The 21,882-nt window shown below is 67.9% G+C and carries 18 protein-coding genes and 1 pseudogene; 11 read left to right on the plus strand and 8 right to left on the minus strand.

From position 1 onward, the window contains the following. Nucleotides 1-454: 454 nt before the first annotated feature. Complete coding sequence (locus tag ACTMTF_RS48500; protein WP_441116885.1) at nucleotides 455-1,789, minus strand: PLP-dependent aminotransferase family protein; 1,335 nt, start codon at nucleotides 1,787-1,789, stop codon at nucleotides 455-457. A gap of 89 nt (nucleotides 1,790-1,878) precedes the next feature. Between ACTMTF_RS48500 and ACTMTF_RS48505 the strand changes: the two are divergent. After that, nucleotides 1,879-2,169, plus strand: a pseudogene (locus ACTMTF_RS48505) (enoyl-CoA hydratase/isomerase family protein); the annotation flags it as partial. Between the two features lie 115 nt (nucleotides 2,170-2,284). Continuing rightward, on the plus strand, nucleotides 2,285-2,656 hold the full coding sequence (locus tag ACTMTF_RS48510) for an enoyl-CoA hydratase-related protein (protein WP_441116901.1): 372 nt from the start codon (nucleotides 2,285-2,287) through the stop codon (nucleotides 2,654-2,656). Between the two features lie 572 nt (nucleotides 2,657-3,228). Here ACTMTF_RS48510 and ACTMTF_RS48515 read toward each other — a convergent pair. Beyond that, nucleotides 3,229-3,630, minus strand: coding sequence for a helix-turn-helix domain-containing protein (locus ACTMTF_RS48515; protein ID WP_441116886.1), 402 nt, complete (start codon nucleotides 3,628-3,630; stop codon nucleotides 3,229-3,231). Nucleotides 3,631-4,374: 744 nt separating this feature from the next. Here ACTMTF_RS48515 and ACTMTF_RS48520 point away from each other — a divergent pair. The 5 genes from ACTMTF_RS48520 to ACTMTF_RS48540 all read left to right on the plus strand — a co-directional run bounded on the left by ACTMTF_RS48520 (nucleotide 4,375) and on the right by ACTMTF_RS48540 (nucleotide 11,596). Then, nucleotides 4,375-7,515: a Tn3 family transposase gene (locus ACTMTF_RS48520; protein WP_441116887.1), complete on the plus strand. Its 3,141-nt coding sequence runs from the start codon at nucleotides 4,375-4,377 to the stop codon at nucleotides 7,513-7,515. A 652-nt stretch (nucleotides 7,516-8,167) separates the two neighbouring features. Further along, a complete protein-coding gene (locus tag ACTMTF_RS48525; protein WP_441116888.1) occupies nucleotides 8,168-8,551 on the plus strand; it encodes a hypothetical protein in 384 nt (127 codons plus the stop codon). 409 nt (nucleotides 8,552-8,960) lie between these two features. Next, complete coding sequence (locus ACTMTF_RS48530) at nucleotides 8,961-9,866, plus strand: recombinase family protein (RefSeq protein ID WP_441116889.1); 906 nt, start codon at nucleotides 8,961-8,963, stop codon at nucleotides 9,864-9,866. A 63-nt stretch (nucleotides 9,867-9,929) separates the two neighbouring features. Continuing rightward, nucleotides 9,930-10,601 carry a plasmid pRiA4b ORF-3 family protein gene (locus ACTMTF_RS48535; protein ID WP_441116890.1) on the plus strand — a complete coding sequence of 224 codons (672 nt, stop codon included), beginning with the start codon at nucleotides 9,930-9,932 and terminating at the stop codon, nucleotides 10,599-10,601. Between the two features lie 143 nt (nucleotides 10,602-10,744). Beyond that, nucleotides 10,745-11,596 (plus strand): recombinase family protein, encoded by an 852-nt coding sequence (locus tag ACTMTF_RS48540; protein ID WP_441116891.1) that lies wholly within the window; start codon nucleotides 10,745-10,747, stop codon nucleotides 11,594-11,596. Between the two features lie 247 nt (nucleotides 11,597-11,843). Here ACTMTF_RS48540 and ACTMTF_RS48545 read toward each other — a convergent pair whose 3' ends face one another. Next, a complete protein-coding gene (locus tag ACTMTF_RS48545) occupies nucleotides 11,844-12,137 on the minus strand; it encodes a hypothetical protein (protein ID WP_441116892.1) in 294 nt (97 codons plus the stop codon). 599 nt (nucleotides 12,138-12,736) lie between these two features. Here ACTMTF_RS48545 and ACTMTF_RS48550 point away from each other — a divergent pair. Both ACTMTF_RS48550 and ACTMTF_RS48555 read left to right on the plus strand, forming a co-directional pair. After that, entirely contained in the window at nucleotides 12,737-12,985 is a 249-nt protein-coding gene (locus ACTMTF_RS48550) for a hypothetical protein (RefSeq protein ID WP_441116893.1), read from the plus strand. Between the two features lie 71 nt (nucleotides 12,986-13,056). Beyond that, nucleotides 13,057-13,776, plus strand: coding sequence for a hypothetical protein (locus ACTMTF_RS48555; RefSeq protein ID WP_441116894.1), 720 nt, complete (start codon nucleotides 13,057-13,059; stop codon nucleotides 13,774-13,776). A 265-nt stretch (nucleotides 13,777-14,041) separates the two neighbouring features. Here ACTMTF_RS48555 and ACTMTF_RS48560 read toward each other — a convergent pair whose 3' ends face one another. Further along, nucleotides 14,042-14,206, minus strand: coding sequence for a hypothetical protein (locus ACTMTF_RS48560; RefSeq protein WP_441116895.1), 165 nt, complete (start codon nucleotides 14,204-14,206; stop codon nucleotides 14,042-14,044). A gap of 100 nt (nucleotides 14,207-14,306) precedes the next feature. Between ACTMTF_RS48560 and ACTMTF_RS48565 the strand changes: the two genes are divergently transcribed. Then, a complete protein-coding gene (locus ACTMTF_RS48565; RefSeq protein WP_441116896.1) occupies nucleotides 14,307-15,077 on the plus strand; it encodes a hypothetical protein in 771 nt (256 codons plus the stop codon). A 379-nt stretch (nucleotides 15,078-15,456) separates the two neighbouring features. Here the strand turns inward: ACTMTF_RS48565 and ACTMTF_RS48570 are convergent, their stop codons facing one another. From ACTMTF_RS48570 to ACTMTF_RS48580, 3 genes are all read right to left on the minus strand, one after another. Beyond that, a complete protein-coding gene (locus ACTMTF_RS48570; protein WP_441116897.1) occupies nucleotides 15,457-16,098 on the minus strand; it encodes a histidine phosphatase family protein in 642 nt (213 codons plus the stop codon). A 150-nt stretch (nucleotides 16,099-16,248) separates the two neighbouring features. Then, complete coding sequence (locus ACTMTF_RS48575; protein ID WP_441116898.1) at nucleotides 16,249-18,558, minus strand: tyrosine-type recombinase/integrase; 2,310 nt, start codon at nucleotides 18,556-18,558, stop codon at nucleotides 16,249-16,251. A gap of 86 nt (nucleotides 18,559-18,644) precedes the next feature. Continuing rightward, nucleotides 18,645-19,898: a tyrosine-type recombinase/integrase gene (locus ACTMTF_RS48580; protein WP_441116899.1), complete on the minus strand. Its 1,254-nt coding sequence runs from the start codon at nucleotides 19,896-19,898 to the stop codon at nucleotides 18,645-18,647. A 568-nt stretch (nucleotides 19,899-20,466) separates the two neighbouring features. Here ACTMTF_RS48580 and ACTMTF_RS48585 point away from each other — a divergent pair. Then, nucleotides 20,467-20,724, plus strand: a complete 258-nt coding sequence (locus tag ACTMTF_RS48585; RefSeq protein ID WP_441116902.1) for a RapZ C-terminal domain-containing protein — start codon at nucleotides 20,467-20,469, stop codon at nucleotides 20,722-20,724. 38 nt (nucleotides 20,725-20,762) lie between these two features. Here ACTMTF_RS48585 and ACTMTF_RS48590 read toward each other — a convergent pair whose 3' ends face one another. Beyond that, nucleotides 20,763-21,362: a histidine phosphatase family protein gene (locus ACTMTF_RS48590; protein ID WP_441116900.1), complete on the minus strand. Its 600-nt coding sequence runs from the start codon at nucleotides 21,360-21,362 to the stop codon at nucleotides 20,763-20,765. Between the last annotated feature and the right edge of the window lie 520 nt (nucleotides 21,363-21,882).

Consider the following 21,882-nt stretch of genomic DNA (forward strand, 5'->3'; position numbering starts at 1 on the left):
ATTCCAGCCGAGATCACCCGCCTTGATATCCGCCGACATGATCGACTCTGCGGCGTCCTCAGGGAGTACAAGCATGCAGCTTGACCTGGACGGATGAATAATCGACACCCGCAGGTGCGGGATCCACGGGTGGCGCGTGCGCCGGTGACCGCGGACGAGTTGGCGGCCTTCGAGAGCGACGTGCTGGCCGGGTTCGTCCTGGCCCTCGGGGCCGCCGGGTTATCGGACGGGACGGTCAGCTCCCATGCGATGCGCCTGGAGCAGGTGAGGGGCGTAGTCCGGGCAGGCCGCCGGACGGTATCTGCCGGACTGGGCGGACGTCGCCCCGCCCCATGTCCGCAGCTGTATCTGGGTGGGATGGATCTGATCGCAGCAGCTGAGACTGCGACCGGGCACGCGGGCGCCCGGGTGCAGCACGGCGGTAGAGCGCCGGAGCTGGCAGCTTGTCGGCACGTCACGGCGGGATGGCCTCGATCGCGTCCCGCAGGCGGTGCAACGCCGACCCGAGCTCGCCTAGTGGCGGCGTGCCGAGTGCCAGCCGGAGCGCACGGGGACGGTAAGTGCCGGTGGCGAACGCATCGGCGGTGGATACAAGGATTCCTTCCTCCGCGAGCACGGCCGCGACGTGGTCGGGACGCTGGTGTGGCTCCAAGCCGAGCCACACCAGGTATGACGTCAGGTGCGCCGTGACGTCCATGCCGGCGAGCGCGGCTCGGGCGATGTCCTGGCGGGCGGTGGCGTCCTCGCGGCGAGCTTTCTCCAACTGCGCGACCGTGCCGTCGGCGATCCAGCCGGTGGCCAGGGCGGTGATGAGTCCCGGCGCGCCCCAGGCAGCCACGCGCATACTTCTGGTGACGGCCCCGACGTGCCGGTCGGGCACCACCGCGAAGCCGAACCGCAGGCCGGCCGCCACGTTCTTCGACAGGCCGGCGACGTAGCAGGTGCGTTCGGGGGCGAGGACCTGCAATGGAGGGGGCGGTGCGGCCTCCAGGAACGCGTACGTGCCGTCCTCGACGATCACGCAGTCGCAGGCGCGGGCTATGGCGACGAGGCGGGCGCGCTGGTCCCGGTCGAGCACCCAGCCGAGCGGGTTGTGCACGGTGGGGATCGCATAGATCGCGCGGACGGGCCGCGTACGGCACAGCTGGTCGAGCGCGTCGAGGTCCGGGCTTGCTGCCGTCACGGGGACCGGTGCGAGGTCGAGACCGTGCGCCGAGGCGAGAAGCGTGATGCCGGGATAGGTGAGCGCGTCGACGGCCAGGACGTCGCCGGGCCGGGTGAGCGCGCGCAGCACGGTGTCGAGCGCCTGTTGGCTCCCGCTCGCCAGCAGGACGTTCGCCGGCGCGGTGTCGATCCCGCGGCCCAGCAGGTAGGTGGCCACGACCGCCCGGTCGTGCCGGCGCCCGCCCGGCGGGTGCTGGTGGAGCAGCGACTCGACCTCGCCCGATGTCGAGAGGGTCCGCAGGGCCAGGCGCAGTTGGTCGGCCTGCCCCTGGGCCAGCGGCTGATTGAACGACAGGTCGGCCACCCGCGGCACCGGCAGGGCACGCGAGGGCTCCAGCCCGTCGTAGCCGGACAGGACCCGGACGAACGTCCCGCGTCCCGGTTCGCCCGCGACCAGGCCCATGGCGGCGAGCTCGGCGTAGACCCGGGTGGCCGTGGCCAGCGCGATCCGCCGCTCGCGAGCCAGATCGCGGTGCGTCGGGAGCCGGGTGCCCGCTGGCACCATGCCGGAGCGGATCGCCGCGGCGAGCTCGTCGACGATGGCTTTGTAGGACGGTGGCCGCATGCCGAACCCTGTATCTAGGACAATAAGTGGATTGTCCTAGATTACGGCTCCTAGCCTCGGTGTTCCACGCCCAGCGAACGGAGCCCGGCATGACCGTCCACATCGACCAGGACGACCACCTCGTCACGATCACCATCGATCGGGAACGGAAACTCAACGCCCTCGACTACCCGACGATCGACGCGCTGCTCGCCGCGCTCGACCACATCGACCCCGACGATTCCGTCCGCGCGGTCATCTTGACCGGCGCCGGCCGCAGGGCGTTCAGCGCGGGCGCGGACATCCCGTCTCTCGCCGGGAGCATCGCGGGCGGGACCGAGTGCGCCCTGCGCGAGATCGTCCGGCGCGGCCAAGGGCTGACCCGGCGGATCGAGGAGTTCCCCAAGCCTGTGATCGTCGCGGTCAACGGCCTCGCCTTCGGCGGCGGCTGCGAGATCATCGAGGCAGCCCCCCCTCGCGATCGCGGCCGAGCACGCGACGTTCGCCAAGCCCGAGATCGCCCTCGGTTTCCCTCCGCCGTTCGGCGGTTCCCAGCGGCTGCCGCGCCACGTCGGTCGCAGGCGCGCTTTGGAGATGATTCTGACCGGCGACCCGATCCCGGCCGCCAGGGCCGCCGAGATCGGCCTCGTCAACGCCGTCGTACCCGCCGACGCGCTCCTCGACGCCGCCCGGAACCTGGCCGCCCGGATCGTCCGGCACGCGCCGACGGCTGTAGCGGCCTGCCTGCGCTCGGTCACCCGGGGCATCAACCTGCCGATCGACGAGGGGCTCGCGGTCGAGGCGGCCTCCTTCGCCGCCACCGTACCCACCGATGGCGTACGGACCGGACTGCGCGGGTTCCTCGACCGCTCCAACGCATCCGGTTAGTCCATAGCGCTCCTGGCAACCGCCCGCAAGGAAACAAAACCCCGCCGGTTCCGGCGAACCCAAGGGTCAGAACCGGCCCATTGAACATGCAGACCCTTGGGTTCATCGTGAAGACCCTTCGGTTCGCTCGAACTCTGGGATTTCAAGGCCCTCCACTCGGGTCGGCGTCACCAGGGGCAAAGTAGCTGTGAGTGATCGACTCCCATCATCCGACGGAGAGCCCGGACCGCATCGTGGCTGTTCATCGGCCTCGCGAGAAGATCGGTATCCCAGGCGACTGCGGACCGCTATGGCTTCGCATCCTGACCAAGGGTTCTGTTGGGAGGCTTTGACCTGGTCTTTCTCGCTACTTTGCGGCTGGTGACGCCGACCCGAGTGGAGGGCCGCAAGAGGAGGCCGACTCGTCATAGGCCCCCGGGCCGAGAGGGGCGGACAGGACGGCCCATGCCATGGGCCCTCACGAACCCTTCAGCAGATGCGAGGCCGGTGACAACAAGCGCGGTCAATGTCGCCAACGTGCACACCAGGACCCGGTCGGCTTCACGCCGCCGGGTCTTGTCACACTGCTGGTGCTAGGGTCCGGCCGGGCGGTCGCGGGCGTCGTTGATGCGCAGCGCCTCGGCGAGCTGGTCTTCCAAGATGATGATCCGGCAGGCGGCTTCCACGGGCGTGCCCTGGTCGACCAGTTCCCGGGCCCGGGCGGCCAGGCGCAGCTGGTAGCGGGAGTAGCGGCGGTGCCCGCCGCCGGAGCGTAGCGGCTCGATCAGTCCGGCGGCGCCCAGAGCCCGCAGGAACGTCGGGGTGACACCGAGCATGTCGGCGGCCGCGCCCATGCTGAAGGCGGGGTAGTCCTCATCGTCGAACCGATCCTCGAACCGGTCTTCGGCCCTGAATCCGGGCGTGGATCCGGCCGTGTGCACGATCCTGCCGTGAGCGATCGTGTCTCCACCGGCAGCCGAGCGACGTTGACCCATACATTCCTTTCCCTGACGCGCACAAGGGGCCCCGGCGCGTGTCGCGCCAGGGCCCCGAAAGAGTTCAACACCATCTACCGGCCATCCGGCCGGCTTACCGTCGTCCACATCCGCCGTACTGTCCGGCGGTGATGCGGGGATCGCGGATACGTGACCTCAGACCACCTTCCTATCTGTGGAACTGCGGTACCCGAGCGGCGAAACTTCAGCCGGCAACGGGCGATCCCGATGGCGTTCAACACTCCCTTCATCTCTATCTTCCGGACCTACTGCCCTACTTCACCTGCAGGCAGCGCGTCCACGATCTGGGCCCTAACCGTTGCGCTGGCCCTTCACGTCCGACCTTCTGCCATCAACGTGCACTTCATCTAGCTCCAGGCAGTTCATCGTGGTGCCAATACTTCCGCTGCCCGGTCGATCCGTCCTTGCGATGTGAGAAACACTAGCCCCAGCAGCAACAAATGTCTACTGCGGCGAACAGAGATTTCCGGTGTCGGGCGCGGCAGCCTTTCGGCGGCGTCACGGAGAGCTGCTTCGCCCCTGGTGGCGGCGAACCGCGTGCCGGGCCGGAATGCGTGCATCAGCCGATTCCGTGATGATCACGCCGATACCGGCCTCGGGGATCAATCAGGACGTGGTTAGCGGTAAGGAACGATCTTGCTCACTAGCACAGTGATCCTCCGGACCGCTCGACTTCGGCCGAAGATCGCATGAGGTGATCGGCTGGCGGATACCGTCCGCCCCGTGCCGATGGAGTTCCTGACGGATGAGCAGGCCGGGGCGTACGGACGGTTCGTTGAAGAGCCGACGCGCCCGGAGATGGAGAGGTTCTTCTACCTCGATGACGTGGACCGGCGGCTGATCGGGAAACGGCGGGGTGATCACAACCGTCTGGGCTTCGCGCTGCAGATGTGCACGGTCCGGTACCTGGGGCTCTTCCTGGAGGACCTGCTGGACATGCCGTGGTCGGTGGTCGCGTACGTGGCCGAGCACCTGGGCGTGGAGGACCCCTCGGTGGTGAAGCGGTACACCGAACGGCAGATGACGGCGTACGAGCACGCCTGGGAGATCCGGGACGCCTACGGCTACCACCAGTTCGAGGACGCGGCGTGGGGCAGGCGGTTCCGCACCTTCCTGCACGGGCGGGCCTGGACGCACGCCGAGGGGCCGGTGGCGCTGTTCAACCAGGCGGTGGGGTGGCTGCGGCGCAACCGGGTGCTGCTGCCCGGGGTGTCGGCGCTGGTGCGGCAGGTCGCGGAGGTCCGCACGGTCGCGGAGCGGCGGCTGCACGCCACGGTGGCCAACGCCGCCCGGCGGGCGGACCGCTCGCTGCCCGCGGACCTGGTGGCGCTGCTGCAGGTGCCGGAGGGCAAGCGGATCTCGGAGCTGGAGCGGCTGCGCCGGCCGCCGACACGAACGACCGGCACGAGCATGGCGAAGGCGCTGGAGCGGGTGGACGAGATCTCCGCCTTCCATCTGGGCCGGGTGAAGTTGGACAAGGTGCCGCCGAACCGGCTGGCGACGCTGGCCCGGGTCGGGCTGGGCTCGAAGGCGCCGATCCTGGAACGAGCCCGGGAGCCGCGGCGCACCGCGCTGCTGACCTCGGTGGTGCGGCACTTGGAGGCGTCGGCGATCGACGACGCGCTGGACGTGTTCGCGCTGCTGATGCAGGTGAAGCTGCTGAACGTGGCGAAGCGGGCCACGGACAAGGAGTGGCTGGCGTTCCGGCCCCGGCTGGCGAAGGCGTCGCGCACGGTGCAGGCGGTGTACCGGCTGTGGTCCGAGCAGCTGGACCTGGTCGCCGAGGCTGGCGCCGACCTGGACGCGGCGGCGCTCTTCCTGGCACTGGAGACCGAGGTCGGGCCGCGCGCCGAGGTCGAGGCGGCGGTGCGGCTGCTGGACGAGCTGCTGCCGCCGGGCGACGACGAGTCCGAGGCGGAGATGCGCCGCCAGCTGGCCGGCCGCTACAGCACGGTGCGCCCGTTCCTGTCGCTGCTCGGCGAGTCGAGCGCGCTCGGGGCGGCCTCCGGCGGCAAGCGGGTGCTGGAGGCCGTGAAGCGCCTCCCGGCGCTGGCGCGGCGCAAGGTGAAGGCCAAGCCGCTGCTGCCCCGGGAGATCGACCAGAAGCTGGTGCCGCCGGCCTGGAAAAAGGCGGTGTTCTCCAACCCCGACCTGCCGCCGGGGGCGGTGGACCGGGACGCCTACGCGGTGTGCGTGCTGGAACAGCTGCACAAGGCGCTCGGGCGCCGGGACGTGTTCGCCTCCCCGTCCAACCGCTGGGCCGATCCGCGGGCGCGCCTGCTGGACGGCGCGCAGTGGGAGGCGGTCCAGGCGGACGTGCTGCACGGGCTGAGCCTTGAGGAGCCGGTGGCCGAGCACCTGGCCGGACGGGTGCGGGCGCTGGACGCGGCCTGGCAGCTGATGGCCGAGCGGTTGGAGGAGGCCGGGCAGGACGCGAAGCTCTCCTTCGAGGTCCAGCCCGGCGGCCGGCTGAAGCTCAACGTCGACCGGCTCGGGGCGCTCGGCGAGCCGAAGTCGCTGCGGTGGCTGAGGCGGACCACCGCGGCGATGCTCCCGAAGATCGACCTGCCGGACCTGCTGTTCGAGGTCGACTCCTGGACCGGGTTCCTGGACGCCTTCGTGCACCTGGGGGACGGCCGCACCCGGATGGAGAACCTGAAGACCTCGCTGGTGGCGCTGCTGGTCGCCGAGGCGTGCAACATCGGCTACACCCCGGTGATCGACGCCGACGAGGAGGCCCTGACCCGGGCCCGGCTGGTGCACGTCGACCAGTACTACCTGCGCGCCGACACGCTGGCCGCCGCGAACGCGGAGCTGATCCGGGCCCAGAGGCGGGTGCCGATCGTCGCGCACTGGGGCGAGGGCCTGCTGGCCTCGGTCGACGGACTGCGGTTCGTGGTGCCGAAGCGGACGATCAGCGCGGGCGCCTCGCCAAAGTACTACCACTTCAAAAGGGGTATTACATGGCTAAATGCCGTAAATGACCAGGTTGCCGGGATCGGGCAGATGGTGGTGCCGGGCACCCCGCGCGACTCGCTGTTCATCCTGGACACCCTGCTGAACCTGGACGGCGGGGTGCGGCCGGAGATGGTGGCGACCGATAACGCCTCGTACTCCGACATGGTGTTCGGGCTGTTCTCGATGCTCGGCTACAACTTCTCTCCGCGGTTCCGGGACCTGGCCGACCAGCGGTTCTGGCGCGCGGAGCTGCCTGGAGTGGTTACCGGCGGGTACGGGCCGCTGGAGCCGCTGGCCCGCAACAAGGTCAACCTGGGCAAGGTGGCCACGCACTGGCCGGACATGCTGCGGGTGGCCGGCTCCCTGGTGACCGGCCAGGTCCGCGCCTACGACCTGCTGCGGATGTTCGGCCGCGAAGGCCGCCCGACCCCGCTCGGGCAGGCGTTCATGGAGTACGGGCGGATCGCCAAGACGCTGCACCTGCTGCGGGTGGTCGACCCGGTGGACGACACCTACCGGCGCCAGATGAACCGCCAGCTCACCGTCCAGGAGTCCCGCCACAAGCTCGCCCGCGACATCTGCCACGGCAAGCGCGGCCAGATCATGCAGGCGTACCGCGACGGCCAGGAGGACCAGCTCGGCGCGCTCGGCCTGGTCCTCAACGCCGCGGTGCTGTGGACCACCCGCTACCTGGACGCCGCCGTCGAGCAGCTGCGCTCCCTGCCCGCCGACCAGCGCGAGCACGACGTCCTGGACGAGGACCTCGCCCGGCTCTCCCCGCTCAAGCACGCCAACTTGAATGTGCTGGGCCGCTACAGCTTCCGGCACTCCGGCCCGGCCGGCGGCGGCCTGCGGCCGCTGCGCGACCCGGCCGACGCCGGGAACCACGAAGACGACGAGGGATAGGGGAAGCCCATTGTCCAGCCCGGTTGCACAGTGTCCTCCGGCTACGCCATCGCGGAGAACGACGTGCTGCAGCACGAAGTCGAGGCCAGCGGCAGCTTCGACGACTGGTACGAGGCCCTGACCGAGATGCGCGACCCCACGTCGAGCGCGCCCACCCCGGCCCCGCCACGGACGTGTGACCCGCCCGCGTGGCGGCGCGGAGAAGATCGGCACCGCCATGCGGGAACGCATTCCCTGCAGCAGCGCAGAGCGGCGCACGGCCACGGACTTGTTCGGGTGGTACGGTCCTGGACCGTAGTCGGCGGTATGCCTCGGCACGGTCCTCGGCGCTGCCCAACCGGGGGATGGCGACGGGCTGGTACCGGCCGATCGCAGCGCTGGTGTCCTCTTGCAGCGAGATGGCAGTAGTGGGAGCATAGATAAGAGGCTTGAAGCGAGGCCCCAAATGCGGGAGCCACTCCGCTCGCCAGTAATAGTGCACACACCTGCTGCTGTCCACGGTAAGCAGTGGTCGCGTCAGCGAGGTTCAAAGATGAAATTCGCATATCTCACGGCGGCTGCGGTTCTGCTGACTCCCATCCCGTTCGCGGGTATGACGCAGCCCGCTGCGGCAGTCCCCACTCACACTGTCTGGGTCAGAGGAACCCTACACGTGCACGACCACGGTGGACTCTTCGGGAGCAGTACGAGCAGCACTCTGAGAATCAAGGCAAACCGCATCCTTACACACAACGGTCGTACAGCGCATGTGTTTGTCTGGACGTGCGCAGGTGGTGAAACCAGGGGCCAGCTAAGCATCACGCTGCGGCTGCTTGGCACCGAAGTGGTTTCCGCCCGGCCATGGCTGCAACTTTACGAAGGGGCGAGCTGCAACAACGACGACCTCGACGATGAGGAACTGTCTCCGAGCCGCACCGTCCCTCGTAATGTTTCGCGGGGCTTCAATCTTTCTGTGACTAATAACGAGTTTGGCTCGTATTACGATTACGCAACAGCGGCCTTTGACGTGACTCATTGGGAAGGAGCCGGGCCGTGAGACTGGCGAGGTCGCACAGCCTCGCAGAAATCAGAGCCCAGCTCGGTGGGCGGCCACGGGCAAGGCCGCCGCAGCGGCGTGCTGACCATCCCGACCACTCCGAAGGCTGCCGGGTTCCCGCCCGGTGGCCTTTCGTTGTGTCGACGCAGCGCGGCGTCTCACCCGCCGGGTATCCGTTGGGTCGACACAACGAAGGTGGGGGAGGTGTTTCAATCCAAAGGGGAGGCGGAAACGGTCGATTCCGCCCCCAGTCGCAGATCCAATCGGCTTGGCCCGCCGACCTGCCGGAACCGGCCGCCGATCCAATCGAATCCGGTCCACTGTTCCGCCTCCCCATTCCGCCCCCACTAGGGTGGTCCGCGGACACCGCCGGGCCCCGCCCGGCCCACCCGGGGAAGGCGAAGAGCACATGGCCGACCGGCTCTACCTGCGGCACTCCACCGACAAGCAGACCGACGCCCGCCAGCGCCACGCCCTAGCCCCGCTGCTGGCCGCCGGCGCCCTCGCCTACGAGGACCCCGCCACCTCCACCCGGCAGCTCTCGCTCGACCGCGCCGGCTTCACCCGGCTGCTGAACGAGGCCGCCGTCGGCGACACCATCCGCATCGCCGACGCCGCCCGACTCTTCCGCTCGGTGGCCGACATCCTCGCCCTGCGGCCGGTGCTGATCCGCCGCGGCCTGCACCTGCGGGTCGAATCCGGACTGCTGTCCGGCATCGACCTCGCCTCCGACGATCCCGGCACCAAAATGATGGTGAACGTGCTCGCCGCCGTGCTGGAGTTCCAGCGCGACATGATCTCGGAGAGCACCCGCGAAGGCGTTGCCGCCGCCGAAGCCTCCGGCAAGACGCTCGGCCGCCCCGCCGCGCTCAACCAGGACCAGGCAGCGAAGGTGGTCGAGGCGTTCGGCGAAGGCGCCGCCGTCAAGGCCCTCGCCCGGCAGCACCAGGTCGACCCGAAGACGATCCGCCGGGTCCTGGACTCCGCCGGAGCCCGCGAACTCCCCGTGCAGCTCGACGTCCTCCCGGACCCGGCCGCCGAGCAGCTGCCGGAGCCGGACCCGGTGATCACCCTCGACCTTCCCGGTCTGCTCGCCGACCACCTGCTCGCGGGCGGCGACGAGACCGTCCGCACCGCGCTCTCCTCCGGCCGGACCATCCGCCGCGGCCAGGGCCACTCCCTCCGGATCACCGCGCCGCTCGAACTCCACCGCACCGCGCTGCAGCAGGCCGCCGCCCTCGCCACCGAATCCGCCAGCTCCGCCGAGCGCAAGGCCCACCGGGTCTACGCCACCCGCATCACGGCCGCGACCTGATCATCAGGGGCTTATCGCTAACCACGTCCTGATTGATCCCCGAAGCCCGATACGGTGACCGCCATGGGCACCGTTCACCAGATCAAGGTCACTCTGCGCGAGGTTCACCCGCCGGTGTGGCGGCGCGTCCATCTGCCGTCGACGGCGACCCTGGACCAGCTGCACGAGGTCATCCAGGTCGCGATGGGCTGGCAGCAGCACCACCTTCACCTGTTCGGCAAAGGTGATGCCGAGTACGGCGACAATGCCCGCGACAAGACGAAGGTGACGCTGGCAGCCCTGATCCCCCAGGTCGGGGACTGGCTCGGCTACCGCTACGACATGGGCGACATGTGGGATCACGACCTGGTGGTGGAGAAGGTCCACCGGCCGGCGGCGAAGGCCGTCTACCCGCGCTGCAGTGCCGGCGGCCGCGCCTGCCCGCCCGAAGACAGCGGCGGGCCGGAAGGCTACGAAGAACACATGCGGGCCCTGCGGCACCGCAAGGGCTGGAAGTACCAGGTGGCCAAGCACATCTTCGGCACCACGAAATGGGACCCGGCCAAGTGGGACCGCGACGAGGTCAACGCCGGCCTGGCCAGGCTCGCCAAGCTGTGGGCCAAGCAAGCCGCCCTGGCGGCGAAGGCGGCGGCCGCCGACCAGGCCGCCACCGAGACGCCCGCGAAGACCGCCACGAAGGCGGCCACGAAGACCGCGCCCGCTCGCAAGAAAGCCCGTCCCGGAAACGGTCTTTAAGGGACGGTTCCGCGATGCCGGAGCCGTCTCCGCAGATCCCCAGTTCAGACGATCGCGCGATTCCCGGGGATCGTCCCGAAACCCGTCCCGAAACATTCCCCATAGACCTTGAGTTTTGGGACCCTTTTCGGGACGCTGGAGGAGTGAACGCTTCGCCCGCCGTACCCACCGCGCCGAACAACGCGATCCGCGTCGGCTACGCCCGCGTCTCCACCCGCGCCCAGGACCACGCCGCGCAGCTGCAGCTGCAGCTGCTGAACGGCGCCGACTGCCGCGAGATCGTCGAAGAGACCATTTCCACCCGCCGCAAGGACCGTCCCAAGCTGCAGGCCACCGTGGCGTCGCTGAAGGCCGGCGACACCCTGGTAGTCACCAAACCCGACCGGGTCGCCCGCAGCATGAAGGAGCTGCTGGTCTTCCTGGAGGACGAGCTCGCGCCGCGCGGCATCAACCTGCAGATCCTGACCGGCATCTGCGCCGGCAGCCACCGCCCCAACGGGCAGACCATCGCCGACAAGATGCTGTTCATGGTCGCGGCCATGGCGGCTGAGATGGAGCGCGACCTCATCAGCGAGCGCACCAACGAGGGCCTGGACGCCGCCCGCGCCGTCGGCCGCGTCGGCGGCCGCCCGGCCGCGGTGACCGAGGACGTGCTGGCCGCTGCCCGGGCCCGCCAGGCGCGCGGCCAGTCCGTCACGCAGATCGCCCGCGAACTCGGCGTCGGCCGCTCCACGCTGTACCGGGCCCTGGAAGACGACGAACCAGGCCAGGACACACCCGCCCGCGACAACGACAGTGCCAGCCAGGAAGCCGGCAACGACCCCCACAGCGACGCGATCGTGGTGGCGATGGCCGAGGCCTTCCGCCGCAACACCGCGATGGGCGAGGCGTTCCTGGCCGACCAGACCCCGGCCATGCGCGAGCGGTACCGGAGCGAGGTGGCCGACGCCAAAGAACGCATCCACCGACGTCACACCGCGACGAAGACGCCCTGACCCTCGTGGTCAGCATGCCGCCGCCGCGCAGAACTCAGGCCTGACAGATCCGCCAGGTCAGGTGCCCACCAGGGTTCGCCCTGGAAGACCCTTCGCCGAAGCTCTGACCAGCATTTCCGTTGTTTTGCGGCGCGGTTACTACTGGGACCCCTAGTTAAAGGCGATCCGCCAGCTGTCAAGCCGCCCGGAAGCTCCCGGTTACGCACCGTCGCTTTGGGTTGGGCGGCTCGATTCTCATCGGCGCCCCTTATACGGGACCACAGTCCGATGCCAGGTAGATTCCTCGGCCGCGAGGGGCCCCGGCGCCGGCGTATCGAAACGACTTGTAGAGGTCCGCGCCGGAGATCGTGTAGGGCCCCTTGTCGGGCCAGTTGTTGATTTCCACGCAGAAGGTCTTGGACGTCGTGCAGGTGTTCTTCACCTCAACGTAGCGGCTGTTATTTTCCGTGTACCACTTCGAGACGGAAATGCCGCAAGCGGCTGTGACATTGATTCCCGATGCGACCTCGGCAGATGCCACGGCGGGGGTGGTTCCGCCCATGAGCGCAGCCGCTGCGATGAGTCCCCCTGCCAAGGTGCCGCCGATCTTACGTCCTAGCAACTTGTTTCCCCTTTCTGAGGCGCCCAGTCGGTCGACTGGGATGGGTCATGAGCCTCAGGCTAGGTATCGGCGGTATATAGCCGGTATGCCGCCTACGAAGATGGCCAGCACGCCGCCGGTCGCTTCCCGGACGCGGTGTAAATAGATCACGAGCGTAGGTTCCGTACTGAACCTTCGGCCAGCTGGTCGCGCTGTGACCGATCCCGCGCCGTGTCGCCGGTGGTCGTGATGATTTCCCCTCGTTCTTGCGGGGGTATCGGAGCGATCTTCCCTCTTCCCCGAGCGGTCCAAACCCTCCTGTTCCGGGGGTCCCGCACGACCCCTGGACGGGCTCGCACATCCGCCCCCATTCGAGAGGCGTCGCTCGCCCCCATGGGTACCGACCGATGATCGTCTGGCCTCATGAGAGCTATGGGAGCGCTATTAGCCGTCGATCATGACCTAAAGATCAACTAGCGAGATGACGAACGCTCCGCTGACCTGGTCGTGACGACTCCTGGCGGGGTGACGTGGACACCCTGGCCCGGAAGGACCCGACCATGGTCAAGAACAGCGCCCGCAAGAAGGACATCAGGGCCCGTCAAGCCGCCACGGGCGAGGCGTACAACGCCGCCCGCAGCGCCCTCGACCAGACCCGCCAGCTGGAGGAGACGCGCGGCCAGCTGGCAGCCGCGCAGTCCGCGACCCAGGCGGCCATGCAGCGGGCGGCGGCCGCCCGTGCCGAGGCCGCCGACGCCCGCGCCGGCGAGGTCCTGGCGCTGCTGCGCGAGCGCGACAAACCGGCCTGACCCGACGTCGGCAATTTCTGTACCGACACCCGTAGCGGCTGTTGATGCTGACGCGGGGGCACGATTAATGCATGCCGCGCATCCGCCAACGCTTCGCCCGCTTACTCCAGCGTCTCGCCGAGCCCTCGACACCTCAACAGCCCGCGCGCGTGCGTATCAGTCCCCGGCACCCGCGGTCGGCCGCGAAGGCCACCATCCGTGTCGCCGAACGAGCGCGGATGCGGAGAGCGAAGCAAGCACATCCGCGAGAAGGGCGGGCGCTTCAAGTGTGGACTGCGGTCGGCACCATCCTGGCGGGTGTTGCAGCGGTGCCGGCGCTCTTCATAGCCCTGAACGCACTAGAGATCAGCGAACAACAAGCGGCGCTGGCGGCGCAGCAGCTCGCCAATCGTGTAACGACTTCATCGTGGGATGCGCAGGTCAGCCCCGCCGACACCATCACGATGCAGAACAGCAACACCGTGCCCGTGGTCGTGGAGGGCAAGCTGATCCCGCGAGACACACCAAAGGACGAGAGCGTGTGGGAACTCTTGACCTTTACGGTCCCCGCGTGCACCGAGGCAAGCTTCTCGATCGACAAGCCCGACTGGTTCAAAACGCGAGGGGCGTTAGCCTTGTTCGTTCTTCGCAACACGATCGACGGTCGCCTCTGGTCCGTGCCAGCCCCGGGGGAACAGGCCCACATGGTTGAAAGGACCTGGCTTCCGCCACACGCACTGAACCCAGGGAATCCCCGCGCATATGATGTCGGCGCCCCAAAGCGGGCAAAAAAGGTGTCTTCCTGTGTCTGAAGGTCAGCCTGTCTCGTCTACCGCGCTCAGGTTCGCCGTGGCCGTGACCGGCGCTCGGCGGCGAACGGGCCGGGACCGGCCCACGTCAGAGGCCCTCCGCTCGGGTCGCCGTCACCAGACGCAAAGTAGCTGTCAGTCATCGGGTGTTCCCGGACGGCTTGTTGGCGGAGCAAACCGCCCTGTCTCCCCCGCAGGGAACAGGGCGGGTCCCGATTCTCGTTGGTGAGCTACTCCGGCAGCGGCCCGAACTTTGTCCGAGTCACACCTAGTGGCGGGCGCTGATCATCTGCCGGGCCTCATCAGCGTTGTCCTGGTGCTGCTGGGCCGCCCCGTCGTGGCCGTCCTCGGAGCGCCGGGCAGCGGTCGCGCTCTCGCCACGGATGATCTGGCGCAGATCATTGCGGGTGTACTCGCTCGGCAACAGCGGCATCGGGCTCTCCTCCCGGTCGGGTTGTGGCCACCGTGCGCCGACCGAGAGCAGATGTCAAGGTTTCCTTGACGACATGTATCTGTCAGGACATGCTTGACGCATGAGTGAGTTCCGATCCCGCACCTTCTCCCGGACGGCACTGGCCCGCCTGGCTGTCACCACCGAGGCCGCCGACGCCTCCGACCGCTACCGCGCCCTGGCCGCCAACGGCGAACACCACGACGACGAGCCCGGCGATCTGGTCAACTACGCCTGGCGGCAGGCCGAACAGGCCCGCGGCATCCTGCGAGCCGCCGTCATCGCCGAACGTCTTGCCGGCACCTCCTGGGAGACCATCGGCGAGAACCTCGGCGAGATCAGCAAGCAGGCCGCGCACGAACGCTACGGCGCCGCCGAGACCGTCTTCCGCCGTGCGGCACTGATGGCCTGGCTGGCCCCCGAACGCGCCTACGACCAGCTCGGCGAGCTCGCCGACCCGGACGCCGCCCTGACCCACCTCAACCGCTTCCTGTACCCGCCCGACCCCGGAATCCAATTCCCTCCCGGGCCACGGCAGGACGCCGAGCCCGTGCCGCTGCCGCCCGGCTACCCGGCCATGACCGACACCGAGCGGGCCGGGCTCATCATCGAGGCCGCCAACCTGCTCATGGGCGTCGGCATGTACAAGAACGCCGGAGTGACCGAGCATGAGCGGCGCGACGCCGAGCTGGGCCTGGCCCGCCGCAAGGTCGAGCTGTACGAGGCCATCGCCGCCGAGCGTCCCGACGACACCGAGCACGCCGACCTGCTGGCCGGCGCCCGCGCCCGCCTGGCCACGCTCGAAGGAGACGAACTGGCCACCTGTCGCTCCTCGCGCAAGGACCGGCCATGACCGGGCCGGGGCCGGACCTTCCTCGATCGCCGGCGCGCGGACCGCCCGATTGAGGAATACCGGGAACCGACCGACCAGGAGTGGCGGGACTTCCAGCAACACTTCGAGCTGCGCAAGGTCTCCCTGGGCAGTTGCGGCCGTCCCTACGGAACTCCCTACCAGCACGAACACGCCTGCTTAACCGAACTGATCTTGAAGGAGGTTCAAGGTCATCGAGAACCTGTTAGGTGACTGAACGTGACCGCGAGAGTCTTTGATGGCCTGCCGCTCGGCGTGTCGCGGGCGTTCCGGCTCTTGTGGGTTGGCGCAGCATCATGGGACGGGGTCTGCTCAGCGGTGGCACGTCACCTCGTTAGCCGTCGAAGCCTGCCAGTAGAGGTCAGCCGGCTTCGGCGGAGTCGAGATGGCGGGTGTCACCGAGATTGACGACCTGGCGGTTGTAGTAGAAGTCGTCTTCGTGCAGCGTGGTGATGCTGCCGGATGGCGCCCGGAAATAGGCGTGGCCGACCGCCTTGATCGGCATCTTGATCCAGGACGCCACGACAACTGTCAGGGAGCCACCGTGCGTCACGATGATCTGGTGTTCGCAGGGGCGCTGCAAGATCTCGTCCATGGCCGCGTAGATGCGCTGCACCAACGCTGCCTTGGTCTCGGCGCCCTCCACGCCCTCGTCGTGTTCCAACCGCTCCCCGGCAGTCGGCGGCGGGACGAATCGCTGGTCCAGCCACTCCTGTGGCCTTCCCTCCGCCTCTCCGTAGGATTTCTCCCGCAGTCTGCGGTCCAGGATCGGTGTCACGCCGAACAGCTCGCCAACCTTCTCGGCCGTTTGCCGGGTGCGCTGCAGATCTGAGGAGAATAGCTCCACATCGGCGCCGTCCGGGATCTGGGCCCGCAGCGCCTGGGCAATGGAGGCCGCCGCGCTGAGGCCGGCCGGCGTCAGCTGCGAATCATGCCAGCCGCCGACGACCCCCTCGACGTGGTGCGTCGCCTCCGGGTGGGTGACGGCGTAGATGGTGCGCATGAGTGAGCTCTTCCTGTAGGGGGCTGTTCTTTGGTGATCTTAAGAGTGGTTCACGAGTTCTGAATTCGTGATTACGGCTCTGTCGCCGACCGTGGTCACGGGCTGTCAGCGGCGATGGTGCAACCGACGAGGTGGGAGAAGTGCGGCGTGTCACGTGCTGCTTGCGGTCGAGCGGCCGACGGACCGGCGGATGTCGGGCATGCCGAGGCTGACGGTTGTCGTGCGAGCGGCTGCCTCTCGCATGGTCTGGAGCTTCTGGTCGGCGGCGGCGAGGGTGGTCTCGATGGCGGCGACTTCTCCGAGCCAGCCTTGTTCTTTGGCCTCGGCGAGACGGTCGATGAGGTTGGCGTGGATCTCTTCGAGTCGGGGCTTCTGAGCTGGGTCAACGCGAAGGAGGGGGCATCTGACGCAGGCGTTTTCATGCGCGCAAGGGGTTCCGAAATCGCGGCCGCATACTCCGAGCGCGACCTTTCTCAGCTCGAAATGGGCGAGGAACTCTTCCCATTCGCCTGGGGTGAGGTCGCGGTATTCCTCGCTGGGCCGCTCGGCGCGGCGGCGGGCGATGAACGTTCGATGGTGAGTGATCACGTCTTCGGGGTAGATCGCGGCGTAGCCCATCGTGGTGTCGAGCAGGGCGTGTCCGCAGATTTTGGCGGCGATGTGGGGTGGGAGTCCGGAGCGCAGGGCGTCGGTGACGAAGATTCTCCGGAAGTCGTGAGGTCGCCATTCGAGGGGTTCACCGGCGATGGTGAGGTGTGCGGCTGCTGAGGTTGCGACCAGGCATTCACGGATGTAGCTGCGGGTCAGGGCGCGGTCTTCGGAGCCGTAGCGGCGTTGGAACAGAAACGGCATCGGCGCGCTCCAGGTCTGCTCGAACACGTCGTAGGCGGGAACCAAGGGCAGGGCGGGCTGCCCGCGTCGGACTCGGAAGATGATCGCGGTGAGGACCTCGGCGAGTTCGGGCGAGACGAGCAGGAGCCGTTCGGTGTCGGTCTTGGAAGGGGCGATCTGAAGCATGGGGACGACCTCGCCGGTGCTCGGCAGGGCGTAGGCGACGAAACTGTGGTGGGTGAGCTCGAGCATCTCCTCAATCCTGATTCCGGTCGCGCGCAGAACCTCGACGGTCGCCCAGGACCAGAACGCGGCCTCCTCTTCGTGAGTGAGGTTGCGTTTCTTGCCGGTGCCGAGCTCGAGGACGTAGATGCGGCCGGACGGGCCTTGCCGGCACCGCCGGAACTCACGGCCGTCAACCGTGAAGACCTCACCTTCGGGCGTGCTCCTGGCGGTGCTGATCAGGTGTTCGGCGGCCTTGCGGCGCTGTTCAACAGCGCGCAGCAGAGCGGGCAGGAGCGGGAGCTGAGTGCGGGTCCGCTGGTCCATCCGTGACTTGACCCCGGACCTGGACTTCTTGGTCGCGCACTCGCTGGCCTTGATCGGGCAGGGTATCGCCCATCTCGCCCAGCGGGCGGGGTCGTCGACGGCCCAGCGGGCGATGTCCTCGTAGAAGGCTTTGACGAAGACCAGTTCGCTGCGGAAGTTAACGCGCGGCCGGACCGGGTTGCCGTCGGCGTCGCGGATGAAGGCCAGCCGATCCTTCCAAGCCCGTGCGACTTCGGGCGCCAGGTGCAGCGAGTCGATGCCGGGGTGGTGGAGTTCCAGGTCACGCCAGAACAGCCGGCAGAGGTTGCGGGCGATCGAGCGGAGCGAGGTGTGGTCCAGGTCGGGTGCCCGCTCGGTCAGGTATTCGATGATCAGGTTCCGGATGGGCCGGCATTCGATGCCGTACTTGTTGACGATCTGCTCGATGCTGGGTCGTCCTTCGATCCGCAGAGCGCGTAGTCGTGGTGGGGCGTCCGCGGGCAGGATCCCGGTCTCTTTGAGCAGCGCGTAGAACAGCGGCCGCCCGGCGCTGCCTCGGAAGTGGTACTCCTCCAAGGACTCCGTCAGTTCGACGCAGTCGCCGACGGTGATGTCAGCGACCTTGCCACTTTTGTTGATCACCAGCCAGGTGAGCTTGTTCATCGCGTCCGAGCGGGCCCACCCGATCGCGTCCTGTGCGTGCTGCTCAAGCCGGGCGAACCCCTCGGGATCGAGCGCCTGCCGTGCCTCGGCCAGCATCAGCGCGAGGCGCTGCCGCAGAAGCCATCGGTAGGTCGGACGGATCACCTGCCCGACGATCAGTAGGGTCATGCCGCCGAGTAGTTCGTCGCGCCGGAACCGGGCGGTGTCGCTGCTCAGCACAAGGTCGGTCCATTCCAAGCCAGCGGCGTCCGCTCCGCTGGCAAGCCATCGGTCCTGCCAGGTGTCGCCGGGCTGGCGTTCCAACCAGTCCAGCAGCTTGGTCAGCCCGCGTCGCCGCACCAGGTCGCGCCTGGCCGCCTCCGGGTTGGTGAAGCTGCTCAGCAGCCGCGCGGTCAAGGCCTCGCGTTCCTGCCGTGTCTGCCACCAGGTGTCCGGCAACGTGCGCGCGCTCCATTCCGGCGGCGGTGGTGGCGAGGTTTGCTGCGCGGTTCCCTTCGCGGGACCGTCATGAATTTTCCGCGGCATCATGCCTCCCCGGTGGTCTGCGGCGTTCCGAACAGCGCGGCCAGAACCTCGGGCCGGTAGCCGGGCGCTGGCGGTGCCGGGGGCAACGCCGCGGAGCTCCGTTGCCGCTCGTGGTGGGCGATGACGTGGCTGATCACCTCGTCTGGCGAGGGGTTGGTGTAAATCTCCGTGGTGGTGATGTGGGCGTGCCCGAGTACCCACTGGACATCGACGAGCGTCAGATTGGGATCGCGGATCATCCTCTTGGCCGCACTGTGTCGCAGGTCGTGGAGGGTCCAGTTCGCTCCGAGCAGCTGGTTGACGCGGGTGAACACCATCCTGGCCGCGTCGTAGGTCAACGGGCGGAACGGTCGGCGCAGCGTCCACCACACCGGTTCGGACGCGCCCTTCGGGATCAAGCCGTGCATCTCGCGCTGGTAGAGAAGCAGCCAGACGAAGGCGTCCGGTGAGGCAGGCAGATGCTGCAACACCCGGCTGCCCTTGCGGATCACTCCGACCGTCTGGTCCTCCGGGGCGACGACCCCTTGCACGATCCCAAGCAGTTCCGAGGCCCGGGCTGCGGTGGAGATGTAGAACGCGATGAGAGCACGGTCCCGGTTCGAGGTAAGAGCGGCGAACAGCTCGCTGAACGCCTGATCCGGGATGATTCTCGGAGCCGGCTTGGGCTCCTTCGGCTGGTAGGCCGCCCGCCTGATCGGCTGCCGGAACGGCTGCATCGGGTTGTGGTGCGCGTTGAGCCTGCCGTCCTCGGCGCCCTCGCCTGCGGGGAACGGGTTGACCAGCGGACGACCGTGCATCTCGCGGTGGTACTCATAGAACGAGCGGATCACCGCCCGGGCATGGCGTCGAGTTCGAGGGGCGTACTGCAGGCCAGGTGTCGCCTTCCCCGTGAGCGGGTTCACAGCTCCGGGAGCTGGAGCGTCAGGTCGGCGAGGCCTGACAGGTTTGCGGACGGTCTTCAGCCAGAGCGCAAAGTCCCGGGCTTCGGCCCTGCCCGCCATATTCCACGGGACGCTGATGGCCCGAAGGAACCGGAACCAGCTGAGCAATTCATAGGCGTACGACCTGAGCGAGGTGGGCCGGGCGTCATCGGCCAGCATGTGATGAAGGAATTCGGTGACCGCAGCGACCTCGGCACCGTTCTCGTCCAGCAACGTGAAGGGTCGCAGCGGGTCGCCCGTCTCGACCACCCGGCCGACTCGGTCCACCTTCAACGCCGCGACGTCCCGAATCTCGACGCTCGGATCCGTCATCGCTGCCTCCGTATGTCGACGACCTCCACGACACGCGATGACAGCAGAATCGCCCGGTCACACGTAGTGACGATCAGGTCCTTCGTGACACCGAACCTGACCCACGGCGCTCCAGTACAGACCAGCCCCGAACGTGATGCAGTGCTCTGTTAGTTCGGTCAACGGGACATTCGCTGCCCCGCCCTACAGGTCGATCACCGCCAACGGCCCCGCCTCATCGAGATCATCCAGAACCTGCGCGACCGCATCACCGAGGCCCGCACCAACGGCTGGCTCGGCGAAGTCGAGGGACTCCAAAACAGCCTCGAAGCTGCCAAGACCAAGCTCGCCAGCCTCAACCGGATCCCCGCCGACGGCCGCGCGCGCCTGGTCGCCCTCGGCATGCCCACCTTCACCGACACCACCACCGACAGGAGAACTTGATCAATGACACCGCTACGCCTGATCTCATTCGGCTACTTGCACCAGCCCATCGGGCCCGACGGCCTACCCATCCCGCCTGAAGCCGATCGGATCGAAGGCGTCCGTAAACGCCTGCGCGATCCCGCGGCCCGCCGAGATCCTCGACCTGGACGGCCTGCATCCCCGCGTGCAGGACATCGTCCTCAACACGCCCGGAGCTCCAGAGCTCATCGACAACCTCGTCGTCTACGCGCTCTTGCCCGCAGGCCCGAAAGTGATCGCTCTTGGTTGCGCAGGCGGGAAACACCGTGCTGCTGGCCTGGTGGAACTCACCGCCAGACGCGTTCGCGCCTACGGTCGCGAGGTCGAAATCGAACACCTCCACGCCCACCTGCCCCGCGTCCTGAAGACGGCCGCATCATGATCACCGCTGGAAGTGCTCGCACGCGCCTTACCTGTTGTTCAGAACGGCCACGACGAGCACTGCCACGAGCGTCCGTCGTACTCAACGACGAACGGGACCGCATGAGGAAGCGGTGCGCCCCACACCCGTTGACCCAACCCACACAGAGCGCTGAGGCCGGTGGTGAGGCTCGCCACATGTCCTATAACGGCGACCGTCTCGCCTGGATGCTCAGCAGCGATTGAGGTGAGGGCAGCCACGATCCGCGCGGTGACCGCATGCCCGTCCTCTCCGTCGACCACCGCTTCCCCAAGGTCCCCATCCACGATCCACGAGCGGAGAACGGCCGCCGTGCGTGCTCGAATCGCGGGATCAATGGCGCCTTCCGAACGGCCAACGCCAACCTCGACAAGATCCTGCATTGGCACGACATCAACCCTGAGCGTTCGCGCCAGGATCTCAGCAGTTTGCCGAGCCCGAACCGCAGTGCTGGCATATATCCGCGTTATTCCCTCGTTGATCAGGCGCTTCGCCGCTTCACCAGCCTGCAGACGTCCCTTTGCAGTCAGACTCGCGAGGGGAAGCGCGCCAGCGGCACCGGCTATGACGTTCTCGGACTCCGCATGGCGCAGGCACAGCAGCCGAACATGATCACTCATGGCTTGACCCTACGAGCTTGCACAGATTCGGCGAACCTCCAGCGGAGGATCAAGCTCTTAGTCCGGAAAAGCGCCGCCGGGTTGGTGGAGATCCTCGCCCACCGCGTACGCGAGCGCGGCCGCGCCGTCGACGTCGAACACCGCCACGCACACCTGTCGCGCATGCTGAAGAAGTAGGACGTCCGGGACCGTCGGAACCGGCCCCGGACGCTGCTCAGCTTCCACCACCAGGCCCCGCACAGCGCGTGCGGGAGCCGGCTGCTGTTCATGATCAGCAGCCGTTGGCACCCGCCACCAGACCTGACCGAGACCCAAGCGGAAACCTCACTGACCAGAAATCCAGAACCCTAGAACCATCAAGATCACATCAGAGTCAGCACAGCAGCAAAGATGGAAGATGAACCGCGCCGGGATCGGTGGAGACTCTATTGGTTGACTCCAGTCGCCGGTTGGGGCTGGTGTTGAGCGTAGTAGACGGCTTCGTGTTCGGCGGGCGGGACGTCACCGATGGCGGTGTGCA

This window comes from Nonomuraea sp. ZG12, assembly GCF_052068115.1.
Classification (GTDB): Bacteria; Actinomycetota; Actinomycetes; order Streptosporangiales; family Streptosporangiaceae; genus Nonomuraea.